The organism is Gracilibacillus sp. HCP3S3_G5_2 (assembly GCF_052063305.1).
Classification (GTDB): domain Bacteria; phylum Bacillota; class Bacilli; order Bacillales; family Amphibacillaceae; genus Gracilibacillus.
On sequence record NZ_JBQHXU010000014.1, the window covers coordinates 21,114 to 39,993 of the forward strand.

The window sequence follows — 18,880 nt, forward strand, 5'->3', positions numbered from 1 at the left end:
GTTATTCCTCATTTTTATTGTTTTGTGATGATTTTCTTTCTGACGGGTCTAAATCAATCGGATAAAGATCACCACTTACCCAGAGCTTAGAAGCATTCCCACCTTCTGGTGGTAAGTCCTCATATTGCCTAACTTCATCTTGTTTCATCCAACCACTCCGGATTGCCTTTGTATAATAATCCGCTTGTGTTTGTGTGTCTGCTCTCAATAATGCTTTCGTATTAAATTTAAAATAAAAACCAGACGTTCTTTCGTCTGGGGTAAGTAACTTTCTATTAAATTCTTGTTCATACTGCCTAACGATTGGCATTAATGTGAGATCCACAAACATTCGCATTAACTGTTCATTACTGGAATAGCTTTGACCTTCTGTATCATTTAACATAGTGACTGGCATATTAAAAACATTCGCTACCCTCGAACGTGTAATTCGTTCAGATGCAAAGGTATCAGCAGCTACGTATTTTCTTTCCAATTCCTTAATCTCTACACCTTGCTCTTGAAATAAAATACCACCGTTATCCTTATAAAATCGCTTGAAATCGTCAATCACTCGTTGTCTTTTATCTTCATCTAAGTTTCCTGCATATTTCAAAATAAAAGAATTAGGCGCTGATTGCATTTCCTTCAAGCTGAACTCTCGAACTGCCTTATCAAAGTCATTGGCATTCTGCAAAACTTTAATAGGATTGATACCTTTCAAGCTACTGGAGCCAACAATGTGTTTAACATGCAACATCTCCATATTGTGAACGTAATATCGGTTTCCATCTTCGCCTAATACTTGGTACCATAATTCTTTTGTGTTATTTTCGGTAACTGGTTCCACATAATCAGGATTAATTAAAGTTAATCTTGACGGCTGTAACCTGATATCACGCTCGATAAGAGCATAACCATTTCCCTTTTCATCTCTAGCGGTTTCTAAATTACGGATGAATTCAAAACCAGTCATGTTAGGATTTGGGTTGTTAATTAGCACATCAGAGGCACTGTTTTGCTTTATTTCATAGTTTTGATACAGCTTTAATGGCAATGTGGCCATACTATTGGATAGTCTCGTTACGGCACTGAAAATTGTTTCATTGGTTGCTAAGGTGGAATTATCAATACCCCAAAATGTCCTACCTGCCCAGGAAGAAAAATCATAGGTTACCCCTTTCCATGCCATATAGGCACCAAAGGCAGCGTTTTTTACTCGTTGAAATATTTTCAATGTTTCACCACCTTTCAAGGAATTTAGGTTCGTAATGTGACATTACTTATCCAAAGATCGGTATTGCGTGTCAAACTCTGCCTTAGTCATACCAGTTATCTCTAGGTATGCTAAGTCTAATGTTACTGTGTCTGAGTACAAGGTAACTCCATTAAATTTAGCAGCAGCCAACTTCCCTTTTTCTCGATAACTTAATAATTCATTAACAACATGATCTATGGTGCTTCCTGGTAAAAACTCTAATTCGCCATACTTTTTATCCATCTCTACGCCTCCGCTACCGCGCTTTTCCTCTACTTCATCAAATCAGCCATACTAACAACACCAATATCTCCATCACCAGTAGGCACAACTAACATTTCCATTACTCTAGTGTGAGCATTTAGTAAGGCTGCGAATCCATCAATTTTACGATACTTTCCTGCTTTTGTAGGCAATCTATTTTTATTCCTATCTTTGACTAGTTCTACATTGTTGATATACCAACGTAATAGTGGGTTTTCGTTGAAGATAACCTTTCCATCTAAAAACATTTCTTTTAAATCATCCAACGCTGGACCAAGTGTAACGAAACCTTGTCTCACTTTTTCTGTTACATATCCTTTGTCTTCCAACGATTTATTTAATCTAAATGCTTTGGCAGGATCATAGGTTATTAAGTCAATATTGTATTTTTTCGTTTGGTCCTCAAACCATTCCTCAACTAGGTCCTTATTGATGTAATCTTCATCAACGATAGTAAGATAACCTTGTTTTTCCCACTCTCGATAAGGTATTTTCTCATTATCATCAATAACCTTTTTGAGGGGAAGCCAGGAGTGAGACAATACAAATATTTCACCAGTTTCTAACGGAAATTCTAAACAAGCACTCGTAAAGTCTTCTGAATCAGATAAATCATAACCTCCAACAGCAATAGCACCTTCAAGAGCTTTAATATCATGATGTTTGTTATTCTTCTGCAGTGTCTTGAAATCAATAAATGGAACCTTACTGCCGTTAGCAAAAATATTAAACTGCTTGGTGATAAAATCTGCTCTTTCTTCTGGATTCCGCTTATCCTTATCCCAATCATCAATGAGTACATCTAAATCTAGTGACACACCCATGTTGGGATTAGCTTTAATCCACGTTTCGGGTTGTTCAAATTCTTTTTCGTCATCCAACTCAGCTAGATAATAGAAAGTACGCTCATCTCGAATAGCACCTTCTAAGACTTGAGCACCATCGCCGTAATATTTAACCAGTGGACCATCTAATTGATAGCCAGCTGTTGTAATATATAAAATTAACGGTTGCTTACGAGATCCACGCGACTTTTTAATAACATTAATTAATTTATAGTCTTTAAATTCGTGAATTTCATCAAATATACCAAGATGAGTGTTTAAACCATCTAACTTTTCACTGTCAGAAGCCCTCGGTTCAATTTTAGATATGGTTTTATCATAATAAATCGCATCTCGAGTTGGTCTAAACTGTCTTCTCAGCTTCGGTGATTTTTTTACCATTGCTTTCGCTTCATCGAAGATAATGCTTGCTTGTTGTTTGGTATTGGCCAATAAAAATACATCCGCTCCATTTTCCCCATCTTTACTAAAAGAATAGAGCGATAAGCCACTAATCAATGTCGATTTACCATTTTTACGACCAATAAAAATAAGACCCTCACGAAAGCGCCTTATACCTGTGTCTTTATGAATCCAACCGTATAATGAACCAATAACAAAGTGCTGCCATGGTTGAGCAACTAATTTATCAAAGTCACCTTTAGATGGTTTACAAAACTTTTCTATAAACCGAATTGGGCGGTGACCTTCTTCCTCAACAAAAATCCAAGGAAATTCCTCTGTTCCTTGTCTTTTTAAATCATTCAGGTGTCTTTTTGCTGCTAAAATGTTATTTTTACTTGCTACAATCTTTCCTTTAACAACTTGTTTAGCGTACCAGGTTGTTAATAACTTGTCGGATGGTTTTTCACGAATATTGCCCTTTTTTACCTGGTCTTTTTTCCATGTAGTAAAACTAAAACTTTGCTTTGCTTTTTTTATATTAGAATCTGTCGAAGTCGTCGTCATCTTCTCCATTCACTACTTTCTTTCGTTGTGTAGGAGTAAGACCAAGTGATTTCAACAAGTTATTAAGTGTTTGAACGGTTTTCGTTAATTCGATAGCGAGAGGATTTTTCACAAGATTTGTGGCACCAGCTTTATTGGTATGCTCCATTAACAAATCGGATTTCTTCAATTCTGATTTCATTTTTCTATAAAATTGATGTGTTTCAACATATAATTTTATCAGTTCTTCATCTGATTCTTGATAATTATCACCTAAGTACTCCCTCAGTAATTTCGCAGTTGGAACAGCCATTTTGTAAATCCTCCTCTCATCATTTTTGACGTTACCCCCCTTTCATGAAAAATTATCCGTGGTGTACGCGAAGGGGCGAGTCGCTCTGGGCAAATGTTCGTTCGTACTTTTAATGGTAGGGGGGTACCTTACCAAGTCTGTTCTGGATTTTGATTCACTTCAAAAACTTTAATTTTATTTGAATTCTTTTTCTCTTTCTTTTGCCCAAAACCTTTCTCTGGATGAAGTTGGTTATGACAATCAAAGCAAACACTTTGAAGGTTATCATCTACCAGCGCTAGACTAGGATCATCCTTAAGATGTACAATGTGATGAACCGTATCAGCTGGAATAGGATCATCACGGTCTAGACATACCTGACAAAGATACTCATCCCTTTCTAGGATAGTACTTCTCTTTTGTTGCCAGGTATAACTTTTATAAAAGGCATCCCTCATTTTTTTCGTTAAGATGGTAGTACTTGTCCAAGCAAACGGATTAACCTTCACCTTTTTCCACTTCCATTTTCAGCGTATCAGCCATGAACCTCACCTTACCCCTTAACTTGTTAAGTTTATTTCTCTGCTTAATTTTTAGGGGTGCCTTTTTCTGCAGGGCTTTAATTTCAGCGGTCACTTTTCTAATAGCGTCATTCTCATAATGGGTAGTATACTTTTCTTTGCACCTAGGACACTCAATAAAATGACGGATGATATCATTCTTCACTTGTTCCTGTTTGATATTTTTAATTTGATTGACTTTGAATGTGTTATTACATTTATCACATTGGAGTTTCATGATGGATCACCTCACGTTAACCTTTCTATCTCGATACCAGTTAAGTTTGGTTCACCATTATCATTTATTTCATAATGATCAACATTGACTTCTAACTTACCAGGATGATCTGTCCTAGTTTTCCAGTCAAAATGAACTCGTACTTTATTTGTTATCTCTTTCCCTTCATGAAAGACTCTAGGAACACTTTCTTCATCATCTAATTCAATGACTAACAGTTGATTTTCTCTCTGTTGCCCTTCTAATTCTTTTAAGGCAGCAGTAGCTTTCTTCGCTTCACGTTGTATTGCTTTCAATCCTTTTAGTGCATCTTGGCAATCAATATCTATTGTGATGGTTCCTGCGTTTATGTTTTTAGGGTCGTCATAATGTTTATTGTTTTCTTCGCTCTTACAAGTATCACAAAGCTTTCTAAAGGATGGCTTGTCGCTCGATTTTTTATATGTTTTACCACATCTAATACACTCATTATCTACGCACGACTTATTGTCTGCCATGATCTACACGCTCCTTTTCTGCATAATAAAAAGACACCTCATTTGAGATGTCTTTTAAAATACTCGAGTTATATTTATTTAGCTCTATTTTTCATCTTTGGATTATAAACTTTATTTGAACCAGATTCTTTATCGTTATTGAAGAAAATCATAAAGGAAACTAATACGAATATTATGTTCATTGCTACAAACATAATTCCTAAACCTGCCCAAAATCCGTTGATTACTCCCAGTACCTCAACTTTTACGCTACCATTTTCTATGAGTACTTGGTATATAATTGTTAATACTACTGTTAAGAAACCTGTAATTAGAGTTGTCACAACTAAAACAACAAATTCAATCTTATCCTCTTTTTCACCCATTATCTCTTTTACTACCTTACTATTAAAAATAGAGGCTATAACACTTAAACAAGCACCGTAAAACCCTAGACTTATACTCGAAAATAATAAAACTCCTTCTAGAGCTTTTTCAAACCCTTTAAAATTGTAAAATGATGTAAAAAAATAAGTTAACATACCTATTATAATTGATACAATTAAAGCACTGATGATAAAAATATACGAAATTCTGAAATTCATATATTATCCCATCCTTAAAACTTTATTTTTAAAACCCCCATCTTCCTGATCAAACTTGTATACCATTCTTTCAAAGACGCTTATAGGATTTAATCTTCTATTTTCTCTAAAATCAAATTGTGTAAACGTCTGTAATTTATGATCAATTAAATCTATCGGTTCTACCTCTCCATCCTCTTGTTCTCTAGCTCGTATAGTTAGCTTCTTTACATCTTCACTCTCCACATATTCCTCTAATAAATTTTTAGCAAAGTCCTCATCTATTTTTCCATGTTTCGCTTGCTTAGAATTAAAAACAATCTCAACAGAATCCACCTCTGTTCTGTTGGTTGTAAACTTCTCAACTATACCATTTGCTTTAGCACCAACAACTTTTAAATGTACTTTCCTATATGCTGATTGCCTAAAAGCTCTTCTCCTAGCACTAGAATCTGATACAATAGCAAGCTCAAAATTAAATTCGTCTAATGTCGTGTAATTATGAATAATGGTTTTTAAGAATTTCTCTATACCAGATGGACCCAAAGAACTTCTATTCCTTTGTAACATAAATATATGATCAAATGGATCATACAGAACACTTACATCGACACCAATATATTCATCATCTTGTAATTCCAAAGGCCTTGACTCTCCATGTAACGTGGTTCGTGCCGGCACTTGATAATCTAACCTTTCAAATACTAGATGATAATATTGTGTATCTTGATCAATACTTATTTCTGACAACCTAGCTGGTTCTCCATTATACTGATAGATTAACTTGTAATCACCTGGGTCATCTCCGTTATCTAATTCACTCTTCGCATCTAAATAATCTCTTCTAATAACTTCAAATATTTCTCTGAAATTGAACAACTCATCTTCATCTCCAATTATAGGTCGAAAAAAATTAAAGCCTACTTTTTTTATTTTTGCCATAATTATCCCCTCCACTGAAACAATAATATATTTTACTAGTTATTTATTTCGACAAAAGGGGTAAAAATTCCTGCTGGTCCACAATAAAAATGACAAAATACCTACTCCAATATAACCGATAAAAATTTATAAAAAAAGCACTCATCCAATTCGGACAAATGCTTTTTACTCTATTCATAATTTTTTTCACACTATCATAATAACATGATTTTTAGTCTCAAAACGGACATCTTTCGGACATTTTAACGCCAACCTAATTGATCAGCCGTTATTTTCACGATTTCATTTCTCCAACGACGTGCTTGACGCTCACTCACGCCTACTTCACTAGCAATAGATTCCCATGTGATTTTTTGTTTGGACCAATATCTCAACTCCACCATCTTTCGATAATCATCTGGCAGTGCATCATAAACCTGTTTAATCACGTCTGTAATTTCAGTTAGGTATTTTAATTGTTTATTAGTTGATAGCCTTGTAGCAATTCGACCTGTCGGATCTCCTGGCTCTCGAACAGAATTAGCTCCTTTAACTATATTAACTTCTTCTGGATCTTCATCAAATGGATTTTCAATTGCTTCTCTCAATGTAGCAATTTCTCTCAATGTATGATGATAATTAAACCATTCTGCTTCGATTTTTTTAAAAGTGGATTTTTGTAATTCAATGATTGTCATGTTACCGCCCCTTTAAAGATACTCATCTTCTTCGTCGTCTTGATCTGATTCATCAAAAGCCTTTTTAAATGCCTCTTTCATTAATTTAGTTCTGAATCTAATTTGTTCATTTGTCATTTTTGAATAATCCGGAGGAGGAAAGCTAGTAAACTCTTGATCTTCTTCAATTAATCTTTTTCGTTCTTCCTCACAATTCACTTTGAATCACCTCGTATTGATTAGTGTCACAAGATACTGTCACAAGATTAAAATCACGTTCGCCCCTTACGACCGTATGGTTTTATTCAATTGTCACAAGATAGGTGTGACATTCTTTTTTATTTTTTAACTCCTTCTCTTTTACTTCTTCTTTATTTTTATATAAATATTATTAATTTATCTTGTGACAAAAGAAAAAAATATAGTATAAATGTATATATAATAAGGGATTGGAGGTGTCACAAGATGTATTTTTGATCTTGTGACGGTTCCAAGGACAAAAATACTAACAATCCCTTGATGCTCTAAGTCTTAAAGGGTGTCACAAGATGATTGCTCTATTTTTGTGACACATCTTGTGACAATGAATTATAAAATACCCTTACTCTTTTTCCGTTTTTACGTACTTGTTTCCAGTCATACCCCTCTTTTGCCAACCTTCTACCAAACTCTGTCGAACCAACAGCTTTTAGACCAGATTCTTCACAATACAGTGTATACTGCATATAGGCATTCTTTGTTTCTTTTCCATTAACACTATAATTTTCTAGAAAACCTAAAACACTATCCGACTGCACAAAATATTCTTTCGTGATATCAGATACCGCCTTACATTCTGTCAAATCACCTTGATCAATAATACGCTGCATACCTTCAATTGCCAATTTAAGAAGGTAACTTTTCGCATTATCCGTTGATAATTTCGCATCAATGTCCATATCTCTTTCTACTACTCTCGCATCGCATGGGATGACTCGCATCCGTTTCTTAATACCGCCGGATTTATCTTTAAAGACAGGAATTTCATTACATGTAAATACAAGAGTTGCTTTATTATTTAACGTAGTAGCTGGAGAATAAATAGGCCGGATCATCACCGGATCTCCAGATACGATGGTTTTGTAATTACTAGACTTATCCAAGTAACTGGCATTAATATCATCGGCCACATTTAACAATTTACCTAGCAAACTATAAACCGTTGTGTCATCATCGAATTTATCTAATGGCACATTGGTATGTAAGCCATCAGCGAAAGATTGTATCATTTTTATTAATGTTGACTTTCCGTTATCCCCACTCTCGCCCCAAAAGAAAAAAGAGCGATGAGGGAATCCCTTTGTCATGATGATATGACCAAACACTTCTTCTACAAATTTGCGTAAATCAGATCTGTTACAGGTGAACCAATCTAGAAACTTGTCTACATGCTCGTCATACGCATTTTCATCATAGGCAACATCCATATAAAATGGGGTGAAGCCTGGATCTATTTCTACTACCTCATTATCATACAGACAGTAACCGTTGTTAAATTGCACAGGGAGATCGTCATCTTCTTGTAAGTGTGCTTTGATCTTGAATAGTTCTTTTAGTTCTTTATGCTGACTTGGTTTTAACTTGATTTGTTGATCAATAGCTCGCAACAATAAATTTTCATCCGATAAGTAATGTTGGTCCTGCTTGAAAAAGATCTTGCCACGAAAATAATGAATATCTAATTTATCGACCAATACTTCACTGGTCATGATCATATCTTTCTTATTTAAAAACTTGTTTTCGTTTTCTGTTACGGTTTTGGATTTGGCGCTTTCTAAGACTGCTTTCAATTCTCGATCATGTAAAGGTTCAGCAAATACGTGGTCGTTAATAAATTGAGTCGCTTGTTCAATGTTGTTCTTACTATACTCTGGATACATTTCACGCATGGTAAGTAAGTGTGTATACAAATTACTGTTTCGACCTTGACCGTCTTTTAATCTAACTAATACTTCCGATAACTTGGAAGGAAACAAAAGAAAAGGTAACTCAGGCAGTTGGTCAAACCGCCCGAGTAGTTGGTCATTCTCCATCTTACGCATTTTACCGTCTTGCTTAACGATAATCGGCTGTTTCCTAGTATGTTTATAATCCACCTGGATACCTGCATTAGTTAACTTCTTCACCCAGTTTTTTAAATACACATGCTTTGGTTTTCGATAGTAGAGGTGAAAACCACGGTTCGTGTATACTTTTAGGGTTGGGTGTTGGTTGTAAATTAAATTGCCGACCTTAACAGATTCCGGATCGTCAAAATCCACTACAACGGTTCTGTTATCTAATAAGATAGCTGCATCTTTATAATTTTTATGATCTGTACTAAAAGTATTAAAATCATGTTTTGGTACCTTGCCTTCTAACTCAATATATTTAAGCAAAAGAGGTTCACCTCCAATCTTTGGTGAGTATACTTGTTACTGATTGGTGTATTTATTACATAAATAAACATAATACCTACTTGGCTTCACTGGCTTGCCAATTACACCAGTCCGTTTATCTTTACGATTCTTGTCTATTTTCCATTGCATGTTGAAGTTGTGTTTGTTGTACATGGGTACACCTCAATATGCCTTATTTCCATGCTTATATGATCTGTCTTTATTGTATTTCATTTTTGCGTTAACCCATCCTTCAAGATCAATCCCTCTTGAACCACATAAATCAAAAATTCTGATACATACATCTGCCAACTCTATTTCAAATTCTTCCTGATTACCTTTCCGATCCGCTTCCAGTGCTTCGGATACTTCACTGTGGACTAATGCTAATAATGTGCCAGTTTCTCTTTCTTTATCATGCCAGCCTTTGCTTTTAGCAGTTTCATAAGCTTCCTGGCATAGTTGATTAATAGATTTGCTCATTTATCCTATTTCCCTTCTTCATCATATTTAGGCTTTCTGCTACCAGGTGGAAGTTTTGCAGCATCCTCCATCTTCCACCCTCGGTATTTCACTCTTGCATAAAATTCAGCAGTTGGGATCCCATTCTTTCTTGCTCTTTTCAAATACATGTAATAGTTTTTTCCTAGTTTCATAGGTGATCACCTCACTGTATCTGCCATCCATCTTTTATCCTTGCTTTCACTTCATGATTTTGCAGGTATTCATATAACCACACTTTGTCACGGCCTTCTATTCGATATAGCAAATAAAATCCTGCCTTGTATTTTCGTCTACTCATTAGAAGAGCCACCCCTCAATCTGTTTGATATACCAATTGAGGTCTAACTGACGCTTGTCCAGTTTCTTTATATCGTCATTCCAAACGATACAATTTTCACTGGTGTAAGGTACTTTACTGTACTTGGTTTCTTTCCCGTTTTTAGTTTTATAGACCGCACCAGCATATTGATTTTTACAGGCAAAAATACGATTAGTTTTCTGTAAATCTACAAATCTACTACTATAGTTTCCTGCCAGTAATGTATCCTCTTTCACTTCCTGAGCCATACCATCATATTTCCCTGCTTTCGCCACCAGTTGAAAGTATGCTAATTTCTTTTCTTTCCATAGGTCTACCACTGTTTTATTTGGTTTAATTCCTTTCATGTAATAATTGACCAACGCCTTATCAATAACAGTCAAGCTGTTACGTTCAAAATCTCCACCTTGATAGTTAGCAAAACGACCTTTTGCTTTGATCTTTCCATCTTTGTACTGGATCACATAATTATTTACATCACGCTGTGCTATTTTGGATATGAGATGCACATCAAAAGACAATTCATATACCTTTTCAAACAGCTCTAATAACTTGATAATGTTCTTTTCAAACCCTTTTTCGTACTTAATGATAATTCCGTCTGTGTTCGTTTGAATTAGTTCACAATGTCCTTCTAACAAACAAATGAGATGTGTCATGATTAGCTGACCATTTACGACGATGCTATTAGCCATTTGTGGATGAAATAGCTTACTCCACTTACTTTTCATGGCTCCATACGTACTAGTTAAGATCACTTTGTACACTTTCTCCTTTGGATCATTGGATAACTTTAATTGTTGCCGAGTATGATAGATCTTTTTGAACTCATCCATGTATTGCAAAAACTGATTGTTAATAATAAGAGAAGGATAATAGCTAGATATATCAATCTGCATATAGTTTCCTTCTCCTCTGTACTTTTCTTTAGCAGCATGTAAACCGCCAAAACCATATATGTGTTCCAGACCAGCTAAGTTATAAGTCAGTTTTCTTTTTTCTAATAGGTGATAATCAACACCTTGCTTGTATTCCTTTTCGACATCATGGTAAAAGTTTAAGACAGGTTCCGGTAATTCAAACTTGGAAATCCTCTCATCATATTGAATAACCAATCGATCTTTATCACTACCAGGCTTTGCTTTTAATACTTCACTGGCTAAAGTAGCTTGCGTTTTCTTAATCGATGTAGCTGGTAAACCAAACTCTTTTACCATTTCAAACTTTGTTGCAAAATAACTTTCCCTTTCCTGAAACAATCGCTTAGTAACCTTCACATCATTCTCACAATAGAAAAACACTTGCTCGATTTCTTTATTAGTTAATGGGCGATCGATATTAAAATCAATCGGAGTCTCGATTATGGATTGACCAAGGTTGGCTTGTGCTTCTTTTAACGACAAACCTTTCAATTCCTGCATCACATCAAGTGTGATAGGATTTTGTAACGATAACCTAAACTTCTTTCCAGTGATGATCTTTTGAGATGTTTCATAAGCATCGATTTCGCGTAAAATAGCTGCAGTAATTTTGTCATCATACGCATAATTGTTATAGCCTACCAGGTAGTTGATTGATGCGAGATGCTCACGAAGAGCACCTGCATCATTGTGTATCCTTGTTACGTTGTTATTGTCATCTATGAAGACATATAGCCAGTCGTGCTTATATACTTCACAATCGTAAAAGCTAAACATAGGCTATCATCCTTAAAACGGCATTTGATCATCACTAACCTCAAATTCGCCTTCTTCTTTCGCTTCCCAGTTTTGGAAGGTGCCTTTTTTATTGGTTTTCAGTTGAACCATACACTGGTTACCCACACCTTCTTTTAGCTTCTCTACCAATGCCTCTTCGTCATCGAAATCATCAATAGAAAGTTCTACGTCTAGAATTGCTGCGGTTTTCATTGCTCGTTTAAGATTTAGTTGTAGCATTTTTTCATTGGAGAAAAAGATATTACCAAAATACTTTCGGTTTTCGTATCCTTCATTAAGAACCTCGAACTCAAATGATAACCATTCCGTACCATTATCGTTTGGACCTTGCCATTTCACATCCGTAAGAATCACATCATATAAACCATCAGGTAATTCCTCGAAATCTCCACCTACTGCATCTTTCTTTGGATCAAACCCTTGTCCTAAAATTTCTGCTGCCATATCTTTTAAATTCATCGTTCATCAGTCTCCTTTTATAGTTAGTAGTTTATTTATTTAGTTACTGGTCTTGGTGGTCTGCGTTTCGGCGGTTCAGTTTCACCACTATTTGAATCTGCTTTAGGTGCTGAACTATCTGCTTTTTCAGCTTGTTCACGCTCTTTTTGTTTCGCTTTGCGCTCTGCTTCTTGTTGTTTTTCTTGCTCCTCAACCAATTTTTTCGCTTCTCCAGTAGATGTTTTTTTCGATTTATCATAAGCACCAATTACGGTATCTAGTAAGCTAGCAATTCGCTCATCATCTACTTTGTCACGAGTGTAATTTTTCCGTTTGGATTCCACTTTACGAATATATTTCTTACCGATCTTGCGGCAAAGAATAGTGTAATCTGAGTTACCATTAACAATATTTAGCCATTTCAATTTTAAGGATGGTACATATTGTTCCACGTCGTTTTCTTCAATGATGTTCAATCGAGAAAGGTACAGGATATTGATTTGTTTTTTCATGCTCAATTCTTTTAATCGCATCACTAGCACTCGTACCATCATTTCTAGCATTTGATGCCCTTTTCCCCAGCTGATATCACCAACAGATTTTACGTTATGTTCTTCCGTAATTTCCTGTTCAAATTGTGTAATGATGTCATCAATCACATCAATAACTACTGTTTCGTAGGAATGTTTGGTTGTTTCAAGTTCCAGAATAATGTCAGATAAATACTGAGATGCAGGCTTTACGATATCACCTTTGGCATTTCGCTTATTTGCGATATTTAGACTTGGAGTTTCGATCATTTCTGCATTACCATCTGTATTTAAGTTCAATGGATTGGGAAACTCATCTGCAAAGTATGTTTTACCGTGCATAGTTCCTCCGTAGATTACAAAGTTACGTGGTGTTTCTTTTGCTACTTTTCGTTTGTTTTCAGGTAATAGACTCATTAGTTAGCCTCCTTAAAAATTTGTAATTCCTGATATGCTGCATCAGTTAACTTGTAATATTCAATCGCTACAAAACCCGTGGGTTCAATAAACAGTAATTCATCTTCAATTACATTTGCTTTAATTAACGCTTCAATCATCCCTTCGTTCTCGGACCAATTTTTGACACCAACAATTTCCTCAGAATTTTCTAGTTCTCCATTTACTGTAGCTGTAGCTACTAATGAATCGTCCATGTTATCGACAAGTTGAATAGCTGTGTTCCTAGTTCCCCCGTATTGACCAAATACAACTTGGCAGTCGTACCCTTTGAAATTAACGTCCATCTATTTCTCCTCCTTCACTTTTATCCTTACAGATCCTTTTGTCTTACTCACTTTTTGATATTCTTCTGCAAGCTCCGGATGATCTTCTTTAAATCTCTTACTGTCGAATGACTTGCGTTCACCTGGTAGCACCCTTGTGATCGTTACGACATCCGTTTCATATTTTTTAATGTCGTAAGCTTCCATCGCATCATGCAACTGTTGCTTGGCTTCTTTGTATTGTTTTTCTAATTCCTTAAAACCTGCCAGTTGTACTTCTAATTTCGATACTTCTCGTGCAAAAATCATCACTTCATTTTGACCAAAATCTATGAATTCTTGTTCGGTAGCATTGGGATTTTCTTTCAAGAATTCGCACCGGATCCAAAAGGTTTCAATGGCATCTAATATCTTTTCAACAAAAACATCATCACGCTGAATGACTTCAATCTTTAATCGATTTGGATCAAATTCAGTATCGAAGTTATCAGGTCTTTCATAAAGTGCTAACCAACCCTCATCAATCCCTAGATGCCACATATATAATTGCATTTGTGCTTTGTAAGGTTTGGTATCTAAATTCTTACCATGTGTTTTAATTTCAAGCAGTAATCCATATTCAGCATCAAATCCATCCACATTTGACCTTATATTTCTTTCATCATCAATAATTGTTTTTTCTTTAAAGTGCACATCATGAACAGCATTCACTGCATTAATATAATCTCTGATCTGTGGCTCCATAGCATTGCCAAACTGTGTATATTCATTGCCTTTGAATATTGATTCTTTAATGCCTACTTTCTCCTGAGCTAATTCAAACTGTGTTTTGTATTTATTTAAGCCAAAGATAGTAGCAACGTCTGAACCACCAACATACATGTTCCGGTTCTTTGTAACGTTGTCACCGGCTTGGGTTAATAAGTTGGTCACGATTTATTCACCTCAACTTTCTTTTTCACTAATTCCAGATCGCTAGAATCAATACCGTTATTCTCTAATACATAATCAGCAAGGAATATTTTAGCTTTCTGTTTATCATCAAAAATACCTTTAATTGCTTCCGATCCTGATTCGTCACTGATATCAATAACTAAATAAATTTCATTCATACACCAAACTCCTTCCTAAATAAATCTTCCGTAAAGTCTTTCTTCTGCTTCAATCGGTCATAAATGTCTTTCTCAATGGTGCCTTTTGTAATAAATCGATACACCGTAACTTTCTTCTCTTGCCCGTTACGATAAGCGCGACCAAGAGCCTGTTCATAGTCTTGATAGCTATACGTCGGTGTATAAAAAACAACCAAATTAGCGTATTGCAGTTCTATACCTGCTGAACCGGCCATATATTGAACTAAGGTGATGGAATTGGACAATCCCTCCCAGGTATCTTTCTTTGGTAGATTCGTAGATTGTCCACTCACTTCAAACACTTTCTTTTTTAGCTTTTTCATGCTCTTGATCAATTGCTCTTTTTCTTCCTGGTAATAATAGAAGATCACCATATTTTCTTTAGTACCTTCTGCCAACATTTCGGTATATTTCAGCTTGTCCAACTGATTGGCATAATAACGTAATCCATGCTGCAGTTTTGGAAGTGTATCGAATGCTTCTAATTGGCCATCAATCTCCAGTACGCGATCTTTTTTGATTTTGTTATACTCCGTTGACTTTTTGAAATATACATCCTCAAAGACCAATGGTGGCAAGTCTAGTGCTTCATCTTTCGATAGTTTGATAGAAAATGATTCGAATCGTTTCTTCAGTACATCTTCTTTTTGCCATCCAACTACTTTCTCCATTTGTCGCCCACCATACATGACCGGTTTACCAGCACGATATAATGGCTCTTTTATGGCATATTCTTTTTCAAATTGTGTTTTGTTCTTCTCATAACCAAACATAATGAAGTAATTAATGGTATCTCCCCATCCATTACTGGCAGGAGTTGCCGATAACAATAGGAAATGCGTACTGTTTAAGGCTAAAAACTTACCTGCTTTACCTCTTTGTGAAGTGGATGTCTTAATGTAATGGCACTCATCAAATACAACAAAGAATCCCTTAAATTCTTTCCAACGTTTCGCTAGCACTCCATAGGACAACATTTCATAATCTATGTTGATACCGTGTGTTTTGGACACCAGTTCAATATCACGATCCCAACCGCCTTCAGTTATTTTGGTTGGCGGGGCGACTACTAAAAGAGGTTCGCCTTTCATAAACCGTAAGTAATGGTAAATAGCCATGATCGTCTTACCAGTACCAGTATCAGCTGCAATGATGTAGTCTTTCTCAATGCTGTTAAGTAATTTTTTTTGATAGTCATACAAGATTGTTTGTTTCAAAATAACGCTGCGTTTCTTCAACGGATCTACTAACAAATGCATATCCACCTGCCTTGTTGATTGCTTCTATATGAAATCTCTGTAGTTCGCTAACTCTTCCACCCTCAGGCCTTTTCACTTCGATAGCTACAAATTTTCCTTTCACACAAGCAATAATATCTGGAGTACCAGCTTTACTGAACATAGAACCATGTGTTTTGATATGCCAGGCACCTATACTATCTAAGTATCGTTTGATTTTATTCTCGATGCGCTTTTCAGGTCCTTGTGCCATTAAGATCGACCACCTAAAATCAATTCAATATCTGACTTTTTGGCTTTTCGTGCCTTTAATTTTTGTGTATTTTCATAAAACTCATATTCTTTTAATCTTTCAGCTGTGATACGATTGTTTTCTACTAATTCAGCTACACCAATTAAGTTCAATTCTTTGGTTGAAATATCTAAATCAGTTGCTAGCGCTGCTTTATCAAACTTTTTGGTTTCACCATTTTTCACTGTTAATACATGAGGCATATTATCTTTATAAGCAAGCACATTACCGTGCTTTAAAATGTGAGATATGATTTTTTCGGTTTTAGCATCTATCTGCTCTTTTAATTTAATGCGATCTTTTTTTAATTTTTCTACTTCCTGGAATAAACCGTTGATCTCAGACTGCTGTACTTGTGTGCGAACATTTATATCCATCTTGTCATTTCTCTCCCTTCGTGGTATGATCCACTTGAATAGTTATTTATTTAGTGACCTTCTGTTGCAGCAGTTGGTCATTTTCTTTTGCTTCGAATTCAGCTTTAACTTTGGTTGCTCCAAAGAACTCAAGCAACTCTTTTTCATCATTAGATGTCTGATCTACAAGCCAAAATTCTTCTTCATAGATGTAAATCTCATCACCAACATAGACTTCATTACCTTTGTAATCTGATCCATACACCTCAGGTTCTTTTTCTGGATAACCTGTTTGTTGTGTACGATAAACCGCTTGGTGTTCTGTCAATTTTCTCACCTCCTTTCAAAATCTATAATATCTGCAGTAGTAGCTTTATTTGGATTTTTTCTCGAAGCTAACCTTCTTTTCCCTGTTGGTGTTACCATAAAGTGAATGTAATCAGCAGTTACTCCCAATTCTTTTGCACATTCTGTTGCAGTTCCTGTGGCCAACATTTCTTCGCCTTTGTAGACGGCGTAGATGGCATTATTTTTATAAGATAATCCTTCAGGTTTTTCCACTTAATTCACCTCCTCTCAATTTCACCAGTTATACCTGGTCTGCATTGCGTGATCACTTAGCATCTTTTCATGGTTTTGATGTTGCAAGTTCATGATTCGTATTTCACCTAGTAACCGCATTGCATGTGCCAGGTGCATTTCTGCTTTATCAAATTCGCCTTTGTTGTGATACTCTGTTGCTAACTCTAAGTTAACGCCCCATTCTTTGCGATACTGGAGAGCCTTCTGCTTGTCCGATTCTTTAAAATGATCAGTGAATGGCATTTAGTTCACCTTCTCTAACAAATCAGGATTTTCGTATGTGTTGCCGATAACAACGCCATATTTCGAAGCAACTGTCAATCCTTTTCTTTCCGAACCGATAACTCTTACATCACTTTCTAACACTTTGGTTGCCCAACCATCTTCTTTCCATAATACTTCTTTTACAGTTGTGCTATATTTACCTGTTTTAACTCTTCCGAAGTTGGTTAATAACTCCGAGGTGATAGAAAGGATGTCCCCTTCATAAATCTCTTTTCCGTTCTTGTCTTTTAAGCCTGTGTATTGAGCAATTGATTCTTCATAAACCTCAACCCAACCGGATTCAGTAAATAAGAAATACTCATGCTTTTTCCCTTTTAGTTTTGCGAATTCATCAGTGAATGTCCTTTTAAAAATACCTGTTCCATGCATCCACTGACTTCCAATCATTTCTTCTACAGAATATCCACGAAACTTAATTTCTCTATTCATTCCTTATCCTCCGATCTATCAGCAATCTCTGACTGCATTTTTCCAAGCGCAAGATTATATAAGCCTGATATCAACGCAATTACTAAGAAACTAATAAGCACCCATTGCATCAGCTGTTGCCTCCCTTTCGTCTTTAACCTCGGTATAGAAGTTAAATAAGAAGTCATTATTTTTCTTGAATTCCTTCATTGCAAAAGAATCATCAGTTGGAATCTCGAACGCTTCTTCTATATCTGCAATCAATCTATTTAATGAATCTATCTTTTCAACCTGGTTGATACTGCTTCGTTTAATATTATTGAAACGGTGAATAAGATCGATCATGTAGCCAATTCGCATTAATTTCACCCCCAAGTCCCGTTCGTAAAGTATTTAAACCATTCGCCATTTAAAAGTGGACTTCAAAGCAACGTTCTGGGATGTTGCGTTTAACCTTCTTGATGTTACCTGGCAAGTATTTCTCTTTCTCTTCTTTACCTAAAGCTTTCATATGTTTATTATAGGTATTCATAAACATCTCGATTTCATTGCTAGCTAGATGTTTTGCGGCGGCTATCACTACCGCTAAGTTTTTTGGCATTTAGATTTCACCTCTCCCGAGCGTCTACCCACGCTTTTTATTTACCACTCTGAAACAATTTCTTCTATCGCTTGAAAAGTTGGTTGTGCAACCCACCAACGTTTACGATTTTTTCTTCTTTCATGAATTCTAATCCGAGGATCATGTAAAATTTCCTCTTCTAAAAATCTTTGTGACATACAAGTTATCTCTGATAACTTTTTAATATCCACGAATAAAAGTTGTTGATGTACTTGCTTACTCAATTCCTGTTCAATAAATTCCTTTACTGATTGTTCGTTTATATTTATTGACACTTCTGCTGAAGGAAGCATTT

The 18,880-nt window shown here is 35.7% G+C and carries 32 protein-coding genes; all 32 read right to left on the reverse strand.

Features of this window, described 5'->3' with window-relative positions:
* Position 1: 1 nt before the first annotated feature.
* The 32 genes from ACTNEP_RS17640 to ACTNEP_RS17795 all read right to left on the reverse strand — a co-directional run bounded on the left by ACTNEP_RS17640 (position 2) and on the right by ACTNEP_RS17795 (position 18,878).
* On the reverse strand, positions 2–1,216 hold the full coding sequence (locus tag ACTNEP_RS17640) for a phage portal protein (RefSeq protein WP_441163291.1): 1,215 nt from the start codon (positions 1,214–1,216) through the stop codon (positions 2–4).
* 42 nt (positions 1,217–1,258) lie between these two features.
* Positions 1,259–1,480: a hypothetical protein gene (locus ACTNEP_RS17645; RefSeq protein ID WP_441163292.1), complete on the reverse strand. Its 222-nt coding sequence runs from the start codon at positions 1,478–1,480 to the stop codon at positions 1,259–1,261.
* Between the two features lie 29 nt (positions 1,481–1,509).
* Positions 1,510–3,294 carry a terminase large subunit gene (locus ACTNEP_RS17650; protein WP_441163365.1) on the reverse strand — a complete coding sequence of 595 codons (1,785 nt, stop codon included), beginning with the start codon at positions 3,292–3,294 and terminating at the stop codon, positions 1,510–1,512.
* On the reverse strand, positions 3,269–3,586 hold the full coding sequence (locus ACTNEP_RS17655) for a phage terminase small subunit P27 family (RefSeq protein WP_441163293.1): 318 nt from the start codon (positions 3,584–3,586) through the stop codon (positions 3,269–3,271). The genes ACTNEP_RS17650 and ACTNEP_RS17655 overlap by 26 nt, the downstream gene beginning before the upstream one ends.
* Positions 3,587–3,714: 128 nt before the next feature.
* The gene (locus ACTNEP_RS17660; RefSeq protein ID WP_441163294.1) at positions 3,715–4,074 is read right to left on the reverse strand and encodes an HNH endonuclease; all 360 of its coding nucleotides are present in this window, start codon (positions 4,072–4,074) and stop codon (positions 3,715–3,717) included.
* Complete coding sequence (locus tag ACTNEP_RS17665; protein ID WP_441163295.1) at positions 4,064–4,363, reverse strand: hypothetical protein; 300 nt, start codon at positions 4,361–4,363, stop codon at positions 4,064–4,066. The genes ACTNEP_RS17660 and ACTNEP_RS17665 overlap by 11 nt, the downstream gene beginning before the upstream one ends.
* An 11-nt stretch (positions 4,364–4,374) precedes the next feature.
* A complete protein-coding gene (locus tag ACTNEP_RS17670; RefSeq protein ID WP_441163296.1) occupies positions 4,375–4,860 on the reverse strand; it encodes a hypothetical protein in 486 nt (161 codons plus the stop codon).
* 74 nt (positions 4,861–4,934) lie between these two features.
* Positions 4,935–5,444, reverse strand: coding sequence for a hypothetical protein (locus ACTNEP_RS17675; RefSeq protein WP_441163297.1), 510 nt, complete (start codon positions 5,442–5,444; stop codon positions 4,935–4,937).
* Positions 5,445–5,447: 3 nt separating this feature from the next.
* Positions 5,448–6,365, reverse strand: a complete 918-nt coding sequence (locus tag ACTNEP_RS17680; protein WP_441163298.1) for a DUF6731 family protein — start codon at positions 6,363–6,365, stop codon at positions 5,448–5,450.
* A 242-nt stretch (positions 6,366–6,607) separates the two neighbouring features.
* The gene (locus ACTNEP_RS17685; protein WP_441163299.1) at positions 6,608–7,042 is read right to left on the reverse strand and encodes a transcriptional regulator; all 435 of its coding nucleotides are present in this window, start codon (positions 7,040–7,042) and stop codon (positions 6,608–6,610) included.
* 12 nt (positions 7,043–7,054) lie between these two features.
* Positions 7,055–7,240 carry a hypothetical protein gene (locus tag ACTNEP_RS17690; protein WP_441163300.1) on the reverse strand — a complete coding sequence of 62 codons (186 nt, stop codon included), beginning with the start codon at positions 7,238–7,240 and terminating at the stop codon, positions 7,055–7,057.
* Between the two features lie 338 nt (positions 7,241–7,578).
* Entirely contained in the window at positions 7,579–9,438 is a 1,860-nt protein-coding gene (locus ACTNEP_RS17695; protein ID WP_441163301.1) for a phage/plasmid primase, P4 family, read from the reverse strand.
* 36 nt (positions 9,439–9,474) lie between these two features.
* Positions 9,475–9,612 carry a hypothetical protein gene (locus ACTNEP_RS17700; RefSeq protein ID WP_441163302.1) on the reverse strand — a complete coding sequence of 46 codons (138 nt, stop codon included), beginning with the start codon at positions 9,610–9,612 and terminating at the stop codon, positions 9,475–9,477.
* 9 nt (positions 9,613–9,621) lie between these two features.
* Entirely contained in the window at positions 9,622–9,921 is a 300-nt protein-coding gene (locus ACTNEP_RS17705) for a hypothetical protein (RefSeq protein WP_441163303.1), read from the reverse strand.
* A 5-nt stretch (positions 9,922–9,926) separates the two neighbouring features.
* The gene (locus tag ACTNEP_RS17710) at positions 9,927–10,094 is read right to left on the reverse strand and encodes a hypothetical protein (protein WP_441163304.1); all 168 of its coding nucleotides are present in this window, start codon (positions 10,092–10,094) and stop codon (positions 9,927–9,929) included.
* 11 nt (positions 10,095–10,105) lie between these two features.
* Entirely contained in the window at positions 10,106–10,240 is a 135-nt protein-coding gene (locus tag ACTNEP_RS17715; RefSeq protein ID WP_441163305.1) for a hypothetical protein, read from the reverse strand.
* Positions 10,240–11,958: a DNA polymerase B gene (locus tag ACTNEP_RS17720; RefSeq protein WP_441163306.1), complete on the reverse strand. Its 1,719-nt coding sequence runs from the start codon at positions 11,956–11,958 to the stop codon at positions 10,240–10,242. The genes ACTNEP_RS17715 and ACTNEP_RS17720 overlap by 1 nt, the downstream gene beginning before the upstream one ends.
* 12 nt (positions 11,959–11,970) lie before the next feature.
* Positions 11,971–12,438: a DUF669 domain-containing protein gene (locus ACTNEP_RS17725; RefSeq protein WP_441163307.1), complete on the reverse strand. Its 468-nt coding sequence runs from the start codon at positions 12,436–12,438 to the stop codon at positions 11,971–11,973.
* Between the two features lie 35 nt (positions 12,439–12,473).
* Complete coding sequence (locus ACTNEP_RS17730) at positions 12,474–13,364, reverse strand: AAA family ATPase (RefSeq protein ID WP_441163308.1); 891 nt, start codon at positions 13,362–13,364, stop codon at positions 12,474–12,476.
* Positions 13,364–13,690, reverse strand: a complete 327-nt coding sequence (locus tag ACTNEP_RS17735; RefSeq protein WP_441163309.1) for a hypothetical protein — start codon at positions 13,688–13,690, stop codon at positions 13,364–13,366. The genes ACTNEP_RS17730 and ACTNEP_RS17735 overlap by 1 nt, the downstream gene beginning before the upstream one ends.
* Positions 13,691–14,602, reverse strand: coding sequence for a YqaJ viral recombinase family protein (locus tag ACTNEP_RS17740; protein WP_441163310.1), 912 nt, complete (start codon positions 14,600–14,602; stop codon positions 13,691–13,693).
* On the reverse strand, positions 14,599–14,781 hold the full coding sequence (locus tag ACTNEP_RS17745) for a hypothetical protein (RefSeq protein ID WP_441163311.1): 183 nt from the start codon (positions 14,779–14,781) through the stop codon (positions 14,599–14,601). The genes ACTNEP_RS17740 and ACTNEP_RS17745 overlap by 4 nt, the downstream gene beginning before the upstream one ends.
* On the reverse strand, positions 14,778–16,055 hold the full coding sequence (locus tag ACTNEP_RS17750; RefSeq protein WP_441163312.1) for a helicase-related protein: 1,278 nt from the start codon (positions 16,053–16,055) through the stop codon (positions 14,778–14,780). Before ACTNEP_RS17750 ends, ACTNEP_RS17745 begins: the two co-directional genes overlap by 4 nt.
* The gene (locus ACTNEP_RS17755; protein ID WP_441163313.1) at positions 15,997–16,293 is read right to left on the reverse strand and encodes a VRR-NUC domain-containing protein; all 297 of its coding nucleotides are present in this window, start codon (positions 16,291–16,293) and stop codon (positions 15,997–15,999) included. The genes ACTNEP_RS17750 and ACTNEP_RS17755 overlap by 59 nt, the downstream gene beginning before the upstream one ends.
* Entirely contained in the window at positions 16,293–16,709 is a 417-nt protein-coding gene (locus ACTNEP_RS17760; RefSeq protein WP_441163314.1) for a hypothetical protein, read from the reverse strand. The genes ACTNEP_RS17755 and ACTNEP_RS17760 overlap by 1 nt, the downstream gene beginning before the upstream one ends.
* Positions 16,710–16,755: 46 nt before the next feature.
* On the reverse strand, positions 16,756–17,016 hold the full coding sequence (locus tag ACTNEP_RS17765) for a hypothetical protein (protein WP_441163315.1): 261 nt from the start codon (positions 17,014–17,016) through the stop codon (positions 16,756–16,758).
* A gap of 5 nt (positions 17,017–17,021) precedes the next feature.
* Entirely contained in the window at positions 17,022–17,249 is a 228-nt protein-coding gene (locus ACTNEP_RS17770; protein ID WP_441163316.1) for a hypothetical protein, read from the reverse strand.
* A gap of 21 nt (positions 17,250–17,270) precedes the next feature.
* The gene (locus tag ACTNEP_RS17775; RefSeq protein ID WP_441163317.1) at positions 17,271–17,513 is read right to left on the reverse strand and encodes a hypothetical protein; all 243 of its coding nucleotides are present in this window, start codon (positions 17,511–17,513) and stop codon (positions 17,271–17,273) included.
* Positions 17,514–17,984: a YopX family protein gene (locus ACTNEP_RS17780; RefSeq protein WP_441163318.1), complete on the reverse strand. Its 471-nt coding sequence runs from the start codon at positions 17,982–17,984 to the stop codon at positions 17,514–17,516.
* Between the two features lie 90 nt (positions 17,985–18,074).
* On the reverse strand, positions 18,075–18,323 hold the full coding sequence (locus ACTNEP_RS17785) for a hypothetical protein (protein ID WP_441163319.1): 249 nt from the start codon (positions 18,321–18,323) through the stop codon (positions 18,075–18,077).
* 49 nt (positions 18,324–18,372) lie between these two features.
* Positions 18,373–18,564 carry a hypothetical protein gene (locus tag ACTNEP_RS17790; RefSeq protein ID WP_441163320.1) on the reverse strand — a complete coding sequence of 64 codons (192 nt, stop codon included), beginning with the start codon at positions 18,562–18,564 and terminating at the stop codon, positions 18,373–18,375.
* A gap of 41 nt (positions 18,565–18,605) precedes the next feature.
* Entirely contained in the window at positions 18,606–18,878 is a 273-nt protein-coding gene (locus tag ACTNEP_RS17795) for a hypothetical protein (RefSeq protein WP_441163321.1), read from the reverse strand.
* Between the last annotated feature and the right edge of the window lie 2 nt (positions 18,879–18,880).